General features: G+C 70.1%; 20 protein-coding genes. 11 read left to right on the forward strand and 9 right to left on the reverse strand.

Going from position 1 to position 14500, the window contains the following annotated elements:
• Complete coding sequence (locus ASD84_RS12005; protein WP_056710313.1) at positions 1 to 798, reverse strand: SDR family NAD(P)-dependent oxidoreductase; 798 nt, start codon at positions 796 to 798, stop codon at positions 1 to 3.
• 166 nt (positions 799 to 964) lie between these two features.
• Here ASD84_RS12005 and ASD84_RS12010 point away from each other — a divergent pair, with 166 nt between their 5' ends.
• A complete protein-coding gene (locus ASD84_RS12010; protein ID WP_056710314.1) occupies positions 965 to 1579 on the forward strand; it encodes a TetR/AcrR family transcriptional regulator in 615 nt (204 codons plus the stop codon).
• A 32-nt stretch (positions 1580 to 1611) separates the two neighbouring features.
• Here ASD84_RS12010 and ASD84_RS12015 read toward each other — a convergent pair whose 3' ends face one another.
• Together ASD84_RS12015 and ASD84_RS12020 are read right to left on the reverse strand one after the other, a co-directional pair.
• Positions 1612 to 2547: a zinc metalloprotease gene (locus tag ASD84_RS12015; RefSeq protein ID WP_082573321.1), complete on the reverse strand. Its 936-nt coding sequence runs from the start codon at positions 2545 to 2547 to the stop codon at positions 1612 to 1614.
• A 77-nt stretch (positions 2548 to 2624) separates the two neighbouring features.
• Complete coding sequence (locus tag ASD84_RS12020; protein WP_056710317.1) at positions 2625 to 3419, reverse strand: hypothetical protein; 795 nt, start codon at positions 3417 to 3419, stop codon at positions 2625 to 2627.
• A gap of 88 nt (positions 3420 to 3507) precedes the next feature.
• On the opposite strand from ASD84_RS12020, the gene ASD84_RS12025 reads away from it, so the two are divergent.
• From ASD84_RS12025 to ASD84_RS12035, 3 genes are read left to right on the forward strand one after another with little or no spacing between them, the layout of a single operon-like run.
• A complete protein-coding gene (locus ASD84_RS12025; protein ID WP_056710319.1) occupies positions 3508 to 3885 on the forward strand; it encodes an ArsR/SmtB family transcription factor in 378 nt (125 codons plus the stop codon).
• Positions 3885 to 4805 (forward strand): cation diffusion facilitator family transporter, encoded by a 921-nt coding sequence (locus ASD84_RS12030; protein WP_056710322.1) that lies wholly within the window; start codon positions 3885 to 3887, stop codon positions 4803 to 4805. Before ASD84_RS12025 ends, ASD84_RS12030 begins: the two co-directional genes overlap by 1 nt.
• A gap of 19 nt (positions 4806 to 4824) precedes the next feature.
• The gene (locus tag ASD84_RS12035) at positions 4825 to 5874 is read left to right on the forward strand and encodes an NAD-dependent epimerase/dehydratase family protein (protein ID WP_056710987.1); all 1050 of its coding nucleotides are present in this window, start codon (positions 4825 to 4827) and stop codon (positions 5872 to 5874) included.
• Between the two features lie 95 nt (positions 5875 to 5969).
• Here the strand turns inward: ASD84_RS12035 and leuE are convergent, their stop codons facing one another.
• Positions 5970 to 6626 carry a leucine efflux protein LeuE gene (gene leuE, locus ASD84_RS12040; protein ID WP_056710324.1) on the reverse strand — a complete coding sequence of 219 codons (657 nt, stop codon included), beginning with the start codon at positions 6624 to 6626 and terminating at the stop codon, positions 5970 to 5972.
• A gap of 69 nt (positions 6627 to 6695) precedes the next feature.
• Between leuE and ASD84_RS12045 the strand changes: the two genes are divergently transcribed.
• Positions 6696 to 7295 (forward strand): dihydrofolate reductase family protein, encoded by a 600-nt coding sequence (locus ASD84_RS12045; protein ID WP_056710326.1) that lies wholly within the window; start codon positions 6696 to 6698, stop codon positions 7293 to 7295.
• A 49-nt stretch (positions 7296 to 7344) separates the two neighbouring features.
• Here the strand turns inward: ASD84_RS12045 and ASD84_RS12050 are convergent, their stop codons facing one another.
• A complete protein-coding gene (locus tag ASD84_RS12050; protein WP_056710328.1) occupies positions 7345 to 7734 on the reverse strand; it encodes a VOC family protein in 390 nt (129 codons plus the stop codon).
• A 91-nt stretch (positions 7735 to 7825) separates the two neighbouring features.
• On the opposite strand from ASD84_RS12050, the gene ASD84_RS12055 reads away from it, so the two are divergent.
• Positions 7826 to 8047: a hypothetical protein gene (locus ASD84_RS12055; RefSeq protein ID WP_056710330.1), complete on the forward strand. Its 222-nt coding sequence runs from the start codon at positions 7826 to 7828 to the stop codon at positions 8045 to 8047.
• Here the strand turns inward: ASD84_RS12055 and ASD84_RS12060 are convergent.
• Positions 8040 to 8612, reverse strand: a complete 573-nt coding sequence (locus tag ASD84_RS12060; RefSeq protein WP_056710332.1) for a TetR/AcrR family transcriptional regulator — start codon at positions 8610 to 8612, stop codon at positions 8040 to 8042. The genes ASD84_RS12055 and ASD84_RS12060 overlap by 8 nt on opposite strands.
• Positions 8613 to 8722: 110 nt before the next feature.
• On the opposite strand from ASD84_RS12060, the gene ASD84_RS12065 reads away from it, so the two are divergent.
• The 5 genes from ASD84_RS12065 to ASD84_RS12085 all read left to right on the forward strand — a co-directional run bounded on the left by ASD84_RS12065 (position 8723) and on the right by ASD84_RS12085 (position 12312).
• Positions 8723 to 9781: an oxygenase MpaB family protein gene (locus tag ASD84_RS12065; RefSeq protein ID WP_056710334.1), complete on the forward strand. Its 1059-nt coding sequence runs from the start codon at positions 8723 to 8725 to the stop codon at positions 9779 to 9781.
• A 57-nt stretch (positions 9782 to 9838) separates the two neighbouring features.
• The gene (locus ASD84_RS12070) at positions 9839 to 10129 is read left to right on the forward strand and encodes a hypothetical protein (protein ID WP_056710336.1); all 291 of its coding nucleotides are present in this window, start codon (positions 9839 to 9841) and stop codon (positions 10127 to 10129) included.
• Between the two features lie 26 nt (positions 10130 to 10155).
• On the forward strand, positions 10156 to 10458 hold the full coding sequence (locus ASD84_RS12075) for a DUF1905 domain-containing protein (protein WP_235531066.1): 303 nt from the start codon (positions 10156 to 10158) through the stop codon (positions 10456 to 10458).
• Between the two features lie 169 nt (positions 10459 to 10627).
• Entirely contained in the window at positions 10628 to 11449 is an 822-nt protein-coding gene (locus ASD84_RS12080; protein WP_056710338.1) for an esterase/lipase family protein, read from the forward strand.
• An 83-nt stretch (positions 11450 to 11532) separates the two neighbouring features.
• Complete coding sequence (locus ASD84_RS12085; RefSeq protein WP_082573323.1) at positions 11533 to 12312, forward strand: DUF4184 family protein; 780 nt, start codon at positions 11533 to 11535, stop codon at positions 12310 to 12312.
• On the opposite strand, the gene ASD84_RS12090 is transcribed toward ASD84_RS12085, so the two are convergent.
• Genes ASD84_RS12090 through ASD84_RS12100 form a run of 3 tightly spaced genes read right to left on the reverse strand, consistent with a single transcriptional unit; the run spans position 12248 to position 14500 of the window.
• On the reverse strand, positions 12248 to 12718 hold the full coding sequence (locus tag ASD84_RS12090) for an acyl-CoA thioesterase (RefSeq protein ID WP_056710342.1): 471 nt from the start codon (positions 12716 to 12718) through the stop codon (positions 12248 to 12250). The two genes, ASD84_RS12085 and ASD84_RS12090, sit on opposite strands and share 65 nt — an antisense overlap.
• Positions 12719 to 12734: 16 nt before the next feature.
• Positions 12735 to 13409 carry a response regulator gene (locus ASD84_RS12095; protein WP_056710344.1) on the reverse strand — a complete coding sequence of 225 codons (675 nt, stop codon included), beginning with the start codon at positions 13407 to 13409 and terminating at the stop codon, positions 12735 to 12737.
• The gene (locus tag ASD84_RS12100) at positions 13406 to 14500 is read right to left on the reverse strand and encodes a DUF4118 domain-containing protein (protein ID WP_200954501.1); all 1095 of its coding nucleotides are present in this window, start codon (positions 14498 to 14500) and stop codon (positions 13406 to 13408) included. Before ASD84_RS12100 ends, ASD84_RS12095 begins: the two co-directional genes overlap by 4 nt.

Below are 14500 nucleotides of genomic sequence, written 5' to 3' on the forward strand. Positions count from 1 at the left end.
TCACATTCCCATGCCGCCGTCGACCGACAGGCCGACGCCGTTGATGAACTTCGAACGGTCCGAGGCGAGGAAGACGACCGCGTCCGCGATCTCCTCCTCGGTGGCCAGGCGGCCGGACGGGGTCAGCGCGACCACACCGGCCACCGCCTCCTCGGGGGAGGGGAACAGGCCCAGGCTGGTCATCTCGTTCGCCAGGCCCGCGCCCATCTCGTTGGGGACCAGGCCGGGGCAGATGCAGTTGACGCGCACGCCGAGCCCGAGCTTGCCGCTCTCCATCGCGGCGACGCGGGTGAGCCGGTCGACGGCTGACTTGGACGCGGAGTAGGCGGAGAGCGCGGGGAAGGCGATCGTCGCAGCGACCGAGGCGATGTTGATGACCACGCCGCCTCCGTCGACATGGCCTGCGGCGCCACCGGGACCCATGGCGCGGAACGCGTGCTTGATACCGAGCGAGGTACCGACCACGTTGACGTCGAAGATGCGTCGGACGACGTCCGGGTCGAGGTCGATGAAGAGCCCGGCGATCTCGATGCCGGCGTTGTTGACCAGGACGTCGAGCCCTCCGGCCTGGCTCACGGCCTGGGCGATGCCCGCCTCCCACGAGGCGTCGTCGGTCACGTCGAGGTGCACGAAGGAGCCGCCGATCGACTCGGCCACCTCCTTGCCCTTCTCGTCCTGCAGGTCGGCGACGACGACGGTGGCGCCGGCGGCGGAGAGGAACTCGGCGAACTTCCTGCCCAGGCCCTGGGCGCCACCGGTGACGAGCGCCTTGCGGCCGGCCAGTTCGAGTTGGTTCATGGGAAGCGACTCCTGTGTCGTTGGGGTGTCGATGGGGTGATGCACGCCACACAATCGCGTTTCCTTGACAACCGTCAAGACTTTTCTTGACAAACGACCAGAAAAAACTTGTCACTTGTCAACAAGTACTCCCGGGATCGGCGCGTGGCCGGTAGGGTCGGCCGACATGACGACTGCCACGGCTCGTCGCACGCCGGCCGACAAGCACGACGAGCGCCGACGAGCGCTCGCTGACTCCGCGCTGCTGACCCTCGGCGAGCTGGGCTATGCGCGGTCGAGCCTGCGCGAGATCGCGAACAACTCGGAGTTCTCCCACGGCGTCGTCCACTACTACTTCCAGGACAAGCTCGAGCTGATCGTCTACTGCGTGCGGCAGTACAAGGCCACCTGCGTGCACCGGTACGACGGAGTCGTTGCCGACGCCACGACGGCCGACGGCCTCGTCGCGGCGTTCGCCGACAAGCTCGTGGAGACGGTCGTGGACGAGGCCCCGATGCACCGCCTCTGGTACGACCTGCGCTCGCAGAGCATGTTCGAGGACAGCCTGCGCGACGCGGTCCTCCAGATCGACCAGACGCTGGAGGACATGATCTGGCGGGTCGTCAGCACCTACGCCGACCTGGCCGGCCGGCCGGCGGCACTGACCTCACGCGTCGCCTACGGCCTGCTCGACGGCCTGTTCCAGCAGGCCCTGCTCGGCCACCTGTGTGGTCGCGAGGGCGTCCTCGACGAGCTGCGCGCCGAGGTGCACGACCTGATGCCCGTGCTCCTCGTCCCGTAGGGCGCCCGCCGCCCCGGTGACCGCGGAGGTACCTACGCCGTCGCGCGGAACGCCACCCAGGCGTCGCTCATCCGCTGTGCCTGGCCCTCCGTGAACATGTTCATGCACGAGTCCTGGGAGTAGTCCATGAAGTTGTGGATCGGGTCGAGGCCGGGCGTGGCGCAGGTGTCGGCACCCTCCGGGCAGTTGAACTGCGGGATCGCCTCACGGGGCGTGTCGGCGACGCCGTCGCCGGACGCCGAGCACCCGGTGTGGAACGTGTGCTCGAGCATCAGCCAGTGGCCGACCTCGTGGGTCAGGGTGTCGCCCAGGGAGTACTTGCCCGCCGTACCGCCGGGCATTGACTCGTCGAGCATCACGACGCCATCGATGAAGTCGCGACCGTTGTTGTAGCCCTTGGGGAAGTACGCCCAGCCGAGCAGGCCGGCGCCGATGTCCGCGGTGTACACGTTGAGGGTGGTGGAGTCCCCTTCGTAGAGGGCGGCCTTCATGTCGCGCTCGGTCTTGCCCGGGACGACGGTGTACCACTCAGCGTTGTCGACGAACTCGATCGAGGTGAGGTCGAACCGGAACGGGGTGTCGGCCGCGTCCGGCGCGGTGTCGCCCGAGTAGGCGGCGTTGAGCACGTCCATCTGCGCGTTCACCATCGTCTCGAGCCGGGCCCGGTCGGCGTCGCTCGCGCCGTCGGTGATGACGTGGAAGACCGTGTCCACGGTGACCGTGCCGTTGCCGAGGTAGGGCGAGTCCTTGAGGACCCCGTACTTCTTGGCGTCCTTCTTGTCGTACAGCTGGGGTTCCGTGGCGGCGGAGCCCTCGGCGACCCGGGCCGCCGAGCCGTCGAGGCACGCGGCGGCGCCCGGCGAAGCGCCGGCCGTCGCGGTGCCGAGCGGCGCGGACGAGAGCGGTACGGCGAGCAGCAGGGAGCCCGCAACGACGCCGATCAGGCGACGCGTGGTGAGAGACGTCATGGGTGGTGACCTTCCGTTGGACCGTGCCTCCGACCCTAGGCGCCGAGCAGGGCGTTGTCTGCCCCCGATTGCACGGGTCAGTCGGGCGCGTAGGCCAGGCCGCAGGCGGCCATCGCCGCGGCCATCCGGTCGAGCGCGATCGGCCCGACCCCGTGCAACGCTGCGAGGTCGCGGCGGGTCCAGCCGCTGACCGCCTCGAGGGTGTGGAGGTCGACGCCGCGCAGTGCCCGGGTGGCGGGCGCGCCGATGGTGCGGGGCAGGGGCGTGCCGGTCCGGCGGGGAGCCCGCTCCCGCGGTCCGTCCTCGTGGTCCAGCACCGCTTCACCGCGGGGGGAGAGGCGGTAGCCGATCGCGAGTGACTCGGTCAGCCCTCGCTCCTTGAGCTTGCGTACGTCGATCTTGAACTCCGGCGTCGGACGCCCCATCTGCTCGGCGAGCTCGGGAGCGCGCACCTCGGGGTTGGCGTCGATCAGTCGCAGCGTCGCCCGGGTCCACGGACCGATGCGCGAGGCGGTGTCGAGGCGGTTCAGCCGGGCCACGATGTCGGCGAGCTCGGCGGCGGTCGGCACGGACTCGCGCAGGACCTCGCGGGGGTCGGGGCCGGCGTACCGCAGGCCGATGCGGAAGACCTGGCCGTCCTTGCGGGCGCTCAGTGCCTCCTTGAGAGCGGCGAGTGATGCGGCGCCGCAACGCCGGGCGTCGTCGGCGCGCAGGGCCGAGAGCGCCACCGGTTCGACGGCAGTGACCTCGAGCAGCCCGACGGCCGTCCGCAGCCGGGTGCCCACCTTGACCCGCGCCCGGTCCCAGCGCCGGAACGCCAGGTCGATGTCGCCCGCACGGATGGCGTCGAGCTCTGCGGGTCGGATCAGCACGATCGGAGCATAGGCACCGAACGGACGCGGCGGGAGAGGGGCCGGGCAGGACTTGACCAGCGTCGCCGAACGGTGATTACATCGCCATATGGCGATGAATCAGGTGGAGCCCACCAGCGAGGTCGAGGCGCTCGTCGCGGCGGCGTGCCTGCTGCACGGTCTCAGTGATCCCAACCGGCTCGCGCTGCTGCAGCACCTTGCCCTCGGCGAGCACCGCGTCATCGACCTCACCGACCACCTCGGGCTCGCGCAGTCCACGGTCTCCAAGCACCTCGCCCTGCTGCGCGACTGTGGCCTGGTCGTCTCGCGCCCGAGCGGACGGGCGTCGATGTTCTCGCTGGCCCACCCCGAGGCCACGGCCGACATCCTGCGTGCCGCCGAGCGCCTGCTCGAGGCCACCGGTGAGGCGGTCGTGCTGAGTGCCAACTTCGGGCCGACCACCCTGCACGCCGACGAGGAGTGGTGATGGGAGCCGGACACGGACACGGCCACACTCCCGCTGCCACCGGTCACGCGGGCGCCCGCCACCGTTGGCGGTTGGCGGTCTCCTTCGCCCTGATTGCCGCGTTCTTCGTCGTCGAGGTCGTCGTCGGCTTCACGACCGGGTCCCTCGCGCTCATCTCGGACGCCGGCCACATGGCCGCCGACGTGGTCGCGCTCGGTGCCGCACTGGTCGCGACGAAGATCGCGACGCGCGAGGACAGCAGCGGTCGTCGTACCTATGGGTCCTACCGGGCCGAGGTCTTCGCCTCGGGCCTGGCTGTGCTGATGATGCTCGGTGTCTCGGTGTACGTGGTCGTCGAAGCCGTCGCCCGCATCGGTGAGGACGCAGAGGTGGCCAGTGGTCCGTTGCTCGTCGTGGGCTTCCTCGGCCTGGTCGTCAACGTGATCGCCCTGCTGCTCCTGCGGGCCGGCGCCAAGGACTCGATCAACGTCAGGGGCGCCTACCTCGAGGTCGTCGCGGACACGGCCGGCAGCGTCGGCGTACTGATCGCCGGAGGGCTGATCATCGCGACCGGGTCGAGTGTCTGGGACACCGTTGTCGCGTTCCTGATCGGCGGGTTCGTGGCCGTCCGGGCGGTGATGCTCGGCCGTGAGGTGCTGGCGGTCCTCGGCCAGCACGTCCCGGCCGGCCTGGAGATCGATGCCGTCACCGCGGCGCTCGCCGCCATCGACGGCGTCCGCGACGTCCACGACCTGCACGCCTGGACCCTGACGTCCGGCATGAACGTCGCGACCGCGCACCTGGTGCTGGACGACGGTGCCGACGGCGGGGGCGCGCTGCGCGACGGGCAGGCGTTGCTGCGCGACCGGTTCCAGATCGAGCACGCCACGCTGCAGATCGAGGGTCACCGCTCCACGGACTGCGACGCCGTCACCTGGTGATCCCCCTAGGGTGAACGCCATGACGCAGATAGATCCCACCGCGCCCGTCCTCGTCACCGGCGGAAGCGGGTACGTCGCCAGCTGGATCGTGCGGCAGCTGCTGGAGGACGGCCGTACGGTCCGCGCCACCGTGCGCAACCCGCAGAAGCCGAAGGGCCTGGAGCACCTGCATGCGCTCTCCGAGGCGCACCCCGGCCGGCTCACGCTGCACCAGGCCGACCTGCTCGACGAGGGCAGCTTCACGGCCGCGATGGACGGCGTCGAGCTGGTCATCCACACCGCGTCGCCGTTCCTGCTCGGCAAGGTGAAGGACCCACAGGCGCAGCTCGTCGACCCGGCCCTCGAGGGCACCCGCAACGTGCTGGCCAGCGTGAATGCCACCGACAGCGTCAAGCGCGTCGTCCTCACCAGCAGCGTGGTCGCCCTGCACGGCGACAACTGCGACGTCGTGGGCCGGCCGGTCACCGAGGCCGACTGGAACACCACCAGCAGCCTGGAGCACCAGCCCTACCCGTACTCCAAGACGGTCGCCGAGAAGGACGCCTGGTCGATCGCCGAGGCCCAGGAGCGTTGGGACCTGGTCACCATCCACCCCGGCCTCGTCCTCGGCCCGGCGTTGACCACCTCGAGCGTCTCCGGCTCGATGGACACGATGAAGCACTTCACCGACTACTCCCTGACCCTCGGTGTCCCGAAGCTCTACCTCGGCGTGGTCGACGTACGCGACGTCGCGCGGGCGCACATCGCCGCCGGCTTCACCCCCGAGGCCAAGGGTCGCTACGTCACCAACGCCGACTCGATCAGCATGCTCGGCATCGGCCGGGTGCTGGCCAAGACGTTCGGCAACAAGCTGACCTTCCCGCGGATGATCGCGCCCAAGGCGGCGGTCAAGCTGAGCGCTCCGCTCGCCGGCCTGACCCGCGAATTCGTCGAGAAGAACGTCGGCCACCCGCTCGCGTACGACAGCAGCCGCACCACCGCGGAGCTCGGCATCGACTTCCGTCCCGTCGCCGACACCATCACCGAGCACTATCAGCAGATGATCGACGACGGGCTCGCCAAGGCCTGATGCCGAGTTGGGGTTTGTCACCGTCGAGTTGGGGTTTCCCACCGATCTGAGGCGTGACAAACCCCAAGTCGACGGTGACAAACCCCAAGTCGCGGTCAGGCGTGGGCGAGGGAGAGCTTGAGGGCGAAGCCGAGGAAGATCGCGCCCACCGCTGAGGTGCCGACCGCAGACAACGACTTGCGGCGCCGGAAGGCGTCGGCGAGGCGGGTGCCGCCGAAGATCAGTGCGGACAGGTAGGCCACGCTCGCGATCTGGGCGAAGATCCCCAGCACCAGGAACGACAGGGCCGGGTGGGCGTACGACGGATCGACGAACTGCACGAAGAAGGCGACGAAGAAGAGGATCGCCTTCGGGTTGAGCAGGCTGATCACCAGGGCGCGGCGGTACGGGCGCTCGTCGGGAGCCAGTGGCGGCGCTCCGTCGGCCACGGCCTGGACCGCCCGGTGGCGTGAGCGCCACATCAGGAACGCGCCGCGCAGCATCGTGAAGGCGAGGTAGCCGAGGTAGCCGGCGCCCACCCACTTGACGACGGAGAAGGCCAGGTCGTTGGCCTGCAGCAGCGAGGCCACCCCGGCTGCCGACAGCGTCATCAGGACGGCGTCGCCGGTGAAGACGCCGGCCGCTGCGGAGTAGCCGTCGCGCACGCCGCGCCGTGCGGCCACGGAGAGCACGTAGAGCGAGTTCGGTCCGGGCAGCAGGATGATCAGGATGAGTCCGACGAGGTACGTCGACAGGTCGGTGATGCCCAGCACGGGCCGATCCTCCCACGGGGTGCTCCACCCGGCCGATGAGTTTTCGACGGCGCCGTGGTCAGATGCGACATGGGCATCGTGACCGCGGACATCACCACCACCGTCGATGGATTCGGGGCGGCGGCCGACCAGAGCTTCGAGCGCCCCTTCGGCAGCCTGGACCACATGACCCTCCACGCGTGGCAGATCGATCACCGCGACGACAACCCCGAGGAGGCTGCCGGGATCCTCGACGCCGGTGCCTTCATCATGGGGCGCAACATGTTCTCCCCGGGCCGCGGTGACTGGGACCTGGCCTGGCGCGGGTGGTGGGGCGAGGAACCGCCGTACCGCGCGCCCGTCTTCGTGGTCACCCACCACGAGCGGGAGCCGCTGGAGATGGCGGGCGGCACGACGTTCCACTTCGTCACGGGTGGGATCGAGGAGGCGCTCGACCGGGCGCGCGCGGTCGCGGGCGACGCCAATGTGGCGGTTGCGGGTGGTGCGTCGACGGTCAACGCCTACCTGGCGGCGGGACTGCTCGACGAGCTCCGGTGGCATGTCGCACCGCAGGTGTCCGGGCTCCGCGAAGGGTCACGGCTCTTCGAGGGCGTGCCGTCGAGCGACCTCGTGCCGGTGGCTGCCCGCGTCACGCCGTACGTCACGCACCTGACCTACCGGCGCGCCTGAGAGCCCTGAGGGTCCTGAGGGTCCTGAGGGCCCCGAGGGCCCCGAGGGCTCAGTCGCGCGGCGCGCACAGGCAGAACGGGTGCCCGTCGGGATCGATCATCACCTGCCACGCTCCGCCTCCGGGCTGGTCGCCGGCCACGGTCGCGCCGAGGGCGATGGCGTGGGCGGTCGCCTCGGCGAGGTCGGCGACCCGGAAGTCGACGTGGAACTGCTGCGGGTGCTCCTGACCGGGCCACTGCGGACGGGCGTAGTCGGCGACGGTCTGGAAGTTCAGCGTGGAGCCGAGCACGGAGGCGGCGGCGTAGCCGTACTCCGGGTAGACGCCGGTGACCTCGCCGCCGGTGAGGTCGGCGTAGAACTGCGCGAGGCGGGCGGCGTCGGACGTGTCGATGCAGATGGCGATCAGCTCGGTGACCGGGCTGGTGGTTGAAGTGGTCATGCAACCAGCGTGCACCTCGCCGCCGACAGTGCCCTCCGCAATTACTACACATGTGTAGCAATTGCGCCGGAAATCATCTACCGTCGATCGCATGACGACCTCGACCCCTACCGAGAACAAGCCGATCAACGTCAAGGACCTGCTCGTCGTGATGGTCTGGCTCGGCCTGCCCTACGTCATCGTCGGGGTGTTCTGGGCCGATGCCCACCACGCCCACGTCGAGGGCCTGCACGGCATGGACGCGTTCTTGTCCTACCTCGGGGAGATCGTCGCCTGGCCGCTGCTGATCTTCAGCGACATCACGCTCAAGTGACCCGCCCGGGCGCCCGCCCGAGCAGCGCGACCACGGCTTCGGTGAGCCGCTCGGCGGTGAACCGTTCGGGATCGGCGATGACGAGCTGGCCGAAGCGCTCGAGCATGGCGATCACGGCGTGCGACAGCACCTCGGCATCGGTACGGCGACCGAGGGCCCCGGTCACCAGTCGCTCGATGGCCAGCCGGACCTGCTCGCGGTCGGCCTCGACGCGCTCCCGGACCGCTTCGGGAGCGTGGGTGGCGCTCTGCAGGATCGCCCGCCAGGTCACCGGGTCGTCGAGCAGCATCTGGTGCAATGCGGGTCCGGCCTGACGGATGAGGCCGGCGGGATCGCCGTCCTCGAGGTCCTGGGGCAGGGCGCCGAACAGCTGCATCAGCGCGCGCTGCTGCTGGCGCTCGAGCAGGGCCATCAGCAGCGGACCCAGGCTGTCGAAGGCGCCGTACACGACGGGGCGGGTGACCCCTGCCTGCTTGGCGATCGCATCGATCGAGACGCCGTCGTAGCCGTCGCGATCGACGACCTGCAGTGCCGCGTCGAGCAGCTGCTCGCGGCGTTCGGCCATGGGCACGCGAGCCGCGTAAGGCCGTCTCTTCCGCGCCTGGTCCGACATGCGCACACCCTAGATCAGCGGTAGGTCTTCCATTTACTACACAACTGTAGCATTCTGGGGCCATGGCACTTCGCAAGCAGCGTGAGATCACCCCTGCCGAGGACCACGGCTTCTTCGGCCCCGACTCGGTGGCGTGGAAGGTCTGGGGCTACCCGACCTCGTTGACCATCGGCTTCAGCCGTGCGGTCGTCGTCGAGGAGCTCGACCCGAACCTGGTCGCCTCGGTCGACCGGACCCAGGACATCTACAAGCGCCCGAAGACCCGCTACGACCGAACCATCCACTACTTCGCCCTCGTCGCGTTCGGCGACAGCCGCAGCACCAGCCGCGCCGCCGACGTCCTCGTCAAGGTGCACAGCAAGGCCATCGGCACCGAGCCCTACGGGGGCGGGAAGTACGACGCCAACGACCCCGACTCGCAGCTGTGGATCCTGGTCACGGGCTGGCACTCGGTGCTCAAGGCCTACGAGATGTACGGTCCGGGCAAGCTGTCGGAGGCCGACGAGCGCAGATTCTGGGACGAGTGCGCGATCGCTGCCGAGCTGCAGACCTGCAACCCCGACGACGTCCCCCGGACCCGGGCCGAGCTGCACGCCTACTACGAGCGGATGCACCCGCTGATGTCCGGTTCGCCGATCGCGCAGAAGGCGATGCACCACCTGATGGACATCGACCAGCTGGTCCAGGTGCCGCTGGTCCTGCGCCCCGCCCAGTGGGTCGTCGGCAAGTTCTTCACCGCCGGCGTGATCGCGACGCTTCCCGGCTGGATGCGCGAGATGGGCGACCTGCGCCAGCCGCGGGCTGTCGACATCGCGGTCCGACCGGTGCTGCGCGCCGTCTTCGCCGCCCTGTCGCTGAGCGCCGGACTGCAGCTGCGGATCCTCGCCCTGCTCTCGCCCAGCACCATCCCCGTCGTGACTCCCGTCTTCCGTGGCGTCGAGCCGACCAACCCCGAGGTGCTGACCCCCGCCGAGGCCCGGGCGCGCTACGGCTACGACAAGCCCGCCGAGGCGCACCTGGCCTGGCGGCAGAAGCAGCACGAGAAGGTCTTCGGCCGTGGCGAGGAGCCCAGCAACGACGGCCTGATCGAGTCGGAGCCGGTCCTCGGACGACTTGCCTGACAAGGTGGTCCCGACAGGCTCGACCACCGAGCCGTCGCCGTACGACAAGGAGAAACCGTGGGACTGAATCCTGTTGCCGACATCCTCAAGCGCACCGACAAGACGCTCAAGGCCGCCGAGGCGGCGCTGAGCAACGTCGACCAGACGCTCGGGACGGTCGACGGCACGTTGACCGGTGTCGACGAGAAGCTGGCCACCGTCGACGCCACGCTGGCCGAGACCAAGGTCGTGCTGGTCGAGGTGCAGACCCTGCTCGGCGACCTGAACGACAAGCTCGTCCTGCTCGACGAGGTGCCTGACCTGAAGGCCAAGCTCGACAAGGTGCTGGCGGCGGTCGAGAAGGGCTGACCGCTTCGCCCACTGACGTGGCTGACATGGCTGACATGGAGTTCACCTTCTCGGGCCCCGTCGTCGAGTGGCGCGGCCCGGCGCCGTACTTCTTCCTCGCGGTTCCCGTCGAGGACAGTGACGACATCAAGGAAGCGGCCCGGGGCCAGGAGTACTGGGGGCAGGTGGCCGTCGAGGTCCGGATCGGCGACACCGACTTCACCACCGCGTTGTTCCCGAAGGACGGGCGCTACCTGGTGCCGCTGAAGGCCGCCGTACGACGCAGCGCCGGCATCGAGCCCGACACCGACCTGACGGCGTCGCTGCGGCTGGTCGCCCGTCTCGTCTGAGGTCCCACGGGACGTCCTCGCCGGTCGCCACCTGCCGGCAATTGCTGCCGGCCGTTGACGACTGACTTAGTGGTCGGTAAGTTGTGCCGATGTGTGGCGACCGTCACACATCGGAAGTAGTTCTGGTCGTGCGGCAGTGGGGGCTTTTGCGGCTCGAAGAGGAGACATCTTGCGTACGACATCGAAGCTCAGGTCCCGATGGGCAACGGTCCTGGCGGCCAGCTGCGTCACCGCGTTGCTGGCCGTGGCCAACCCGGCGCCGAGCGTCGCCGACACCCCCGCCCCAACCCTGAACAACTGGGACTGCCAGCCCAGCGCCGCGCACCCGAAACCCGTGATCGTCGTCCACGGCACGATGGGTGACAGCGTCAGCCTGCTGGAGAACCTCGAGGCCGCACTGCTCAATGCCGGCTACTGCGTCTTCGCGCTCGACTACGGCAACCGCGGCACCGGTCCGATCGCGGACTCCGCAGCCGAGCTCTCGACCTTCGTCGACCGGGTGCTCGCGGCGACCGGCGCGGCCAAGGTGAGCTTCGTCGGCCACAGCCAGGGCGGCATGATGCCGCGCTACTACCTGAAGTACCTCGGTGGCCAGGACAAGGTCGATGACCTGATCGGGCTGGCGCCGTCCAACCACGGCACCTACCACTACCTGCTGACCAGCCTGGCGCAGGGCTTCTGTCCGGCCTGCGCCGAGCAGGGCAACGGTTCGCCCTTCATCACCGACCTCAACTGGGGCGACGAGACTCCCGGCAACGTCAGCTACACCAACGTCATCACCCAGTACGACGAGGTCGTGGTCCCCTCCACGTCGGGCTACCTGTGGGGCTGGCCGGACCAGGTGTCCAACCTCAAGATCCAGGACTACTGCCCGCTGACGTTCGTCGAGCACATCGGCATCCCCGGCAACCCGACGGCGATCGCCATGGCGCTCGACGCCCTGGCGCACTCGGGACCGGCCCAGGCCTGGCGCAGCTACCCCTGCGCCTGAGCCCCTGATCGTCCAGGCCGGGGCGTTCGTCGGTCCGCCCCGGCCCGGACTCAGTTGTTGCTCGACCCGGTTAGCCTCACCACGTGCCCGTGACCCTCGCCCATCCGGCAGCGGTGCTGCCGTTGCGGGGCCTCGGACTTCCGCTCTCGGCCATGGTGATCGGTTCGATGGCGCCGGACCTCCCCGTCTTCTCGCAGTCCTGGGAGACCTACGGCTTCACGCACAGCCTGGCGGGTCTCGTCACCGTCGACCTCGCGATCACCCTGCTCCTGCTGGGCTTCTGGGACCGCTGGGGTCGTGACGCCCTCGTCGACACAGCGCCGTCGAGGGTCCGGGACCGGCTGCCCGCCCGGGTCCGGATCGGACGGACCGCCTGGCTGCTCGCACCGCTGGCTGCCGTGCTCGGATCGGCCACCCACGTCCTGTGGGACGCCTTCACCCACGCCGGTCGGTGGGGCGTGCAGGCCGTTCCGTGGCTGCACGAGACGCACGCGGGGATGCACGGCTCGCAGTGGGCGCAGTTCGGCAGCGGAATCCTGGGCCTGCTCGTCGTGGGGGCCGCGATCCTGGCCGTGGTGCAGGGCCCGGTGCTGCCGGACGCGCCTCGGCCACGACGCCTGCCGGGCGTCGTACTCCCGGCGGCGATCGCCGCCGCCAGCGTGGTCTCGGTCGGCACGTTCCTCGCGCAGCTCGACACGGGCGCCCACACCGCGGCCTTCTTCGCCGCGGTGGTCGGGATCGTCGGCCTCGCCCTGGCCGTCGCCGGGGTCACCGCAACCTGGACGCTCGCGGTGCCGGTCAGCGACCCGGACGCTCCCGCAGGACCACCGGCTCCCTCGAGTACGACGCCAGCGTCTCCCTGACCGCGTCCGAGATCGGCCACGACGACTGGGCGGCCGGGTCCCAGAGCACGATCGCGCTCTCGGCCAGGAGCGCCGGCGCGTGGTCGGGCGCGACGCGCAGCTCGTAGGAGAGCGTGAGGGAGGACCGGCCGACGTGGCCGATCCACATCCGCACCAGGAACGGCTGGTAGGCCACGAACCGCATCTCTGCGTTGTAGTTGACCTGCTGCGACCCCATCAGGTCGGTGATGCCGGCAGGCACGTCGCGGAACAACCCCGGCAGGTCGGACCCGGGCAGCGGCGCGAACCGGAAGAACAGCAGTCGCGCCTCGTCGAGCACCCGGAGCGCCTCGACGTTGTCGACGTGGCCGCCGAGGTTCACGTCGCGCAGCCGGGCCTGGATCTCGCACTCGAAGTAGTCGCCCACGGCGGCATCCTCGCAGTCACGGTTCGAAGCGGTAGCCCATGCCCGGTTCGTTGCGGAAGTGCACGGGGCGGGCCGGGTCGGCCTCGAGCTTGCGCCGCAGCTGCGCCATGTACAGGCGCAGGTTGCCGTGTGCCGTCTCATAGCCCGGTCCCCACACCTCGGTCAGGAGGCGGCTCTGGCTCATCAGCCGGCCGGGGTGACGCACCAGCACCTCGAGCAGGTGCCACTCGGTCGGCGTGAGCCGTACCTCGGACCCGTCGACGGTGACGCGGGTGGCGGCGAGGTCGACGCGCACCCGCCCGAACTCGACCGCGTCGCCCGCTTCCACCGGCGTGCTGCGCCGCAGCATCACTCGCAGTCGGGCGAGCAATTCGTCCATCCCGAAGGGCTTGGTGACGTAGTCGTCGGCGCCCGCGTCGAGGGCGTCGACCTTGTCGGCGCTGTCGCTGCGTCCGGACAGCACCAGGATCGGGACCGCCGATCGGGCGCGCAGCCGGGTGATCACGTCGACGCCGTCCAGGTCCGGCAGCCCGAGGTCGAGTACGACGACGTCGGGTGCGCTGGCGTCGGCGACCGCGAGCGCCTCGGTGCCGTCGCCGGCCGTCACCACCTCCCAGCCGCGGGCGCGCAGGTGGATGCCCAGGGCCCGGACGATCTGAGGTTCGTCGTCGACGACCAGCACCTTGCTCACGGCGCCATCTCCTGCACGTTCGTCGGGTTGGCCGGGGCCATCGGAATCGTCAGCGCCATGGTCAGGCCGCCGCCGGGTGTCTCCCGGGGGAGCAGGGTGCCGCCCATCGCCTCGGTGAGGCCGCGAGCCAGGGCGAGCCCGAGGCCGATGCCCGTCGTGGTGTCGGTGTCGCCGAGACGCTGGAAGGGCAGGAAGATCCGCTCCTCGTCCGTCGCGGCGATGCCCGGCCCGTGGTCGACCACCAGCAGTTCGATGCCCGAGCCGATGCCCGAGCCGATCACCTGGGCACTGACCAGGGCCGGCCGGCCCGGGGGCGAGAAGCGCTGGCTGTTGGCCACCAGGTTGACCAGGACCCGTTCCAGGAGGCCGGCATCGGCGAGCACGTCCGGCAGGTCGTCGGCCACCTCGAGCAGCACCCCGCGCGGTGCGACCCCGAGGTCGTCGAGCGCCCGCGACAGCACGTCGCCGACGGCGACGGGGCGCAGGTGCACCGGCATCGCCCCGACCTGCAGACGGCTCATGTCGAGCAGGTTCTCGACGAGTCCGGTCAGCCGGTCCAGCGACCGGTCGGCCGTCGCGAGCAGCTCGTCACGATCGTCGGCAGCGAGCACCAGGCCGGGGCTGCGCAGTCCGGAGACGGACGCCTTCGCGGCCGCCAGCGGAGTGCGCAGGTCGTGCCCGACTGCGGCGAGCAACGCCGTACGGAGTCGGTCGGCGGCCTCGATCTCGGCCGCAGCAGCGGCGGCCTTCGCTCGTCGTGCGGCCAGGTCGACCACCCATGCCACCATCACCGCCACGACGACGAACGCCACCAGGGCCACCACGTTGTTCCCGTCCCTGACGGCGAACTCGTGGAACGGGGGCGTGAAGAAGAAGTTCAGCAGGGTGGCGCACAGGACCGCTGCCACGAGGGCCGGCACCAGGCCGCCGATCAGCGCCGACGCCACCACCACGACCAGGAACAGTGCGACGTCGCTGGCAAGGTTCAACCGGTCCCGCAACGGCACCAGGACCGGCAGCAGCAACAGGGGAGCGGCGAGCGCCACGACCAGGCCGGTACGACGGCGCGACCGGCTCAGGCTCGTGCTCAT

Source organism: Nocardioides sp. Root682, assembly GCF_001427795.1.
GTDB lineage: Bacteria > Actinomycetota > Actinomycetes > Propionibacteriales > Nocardioidaceae > Nocardioides.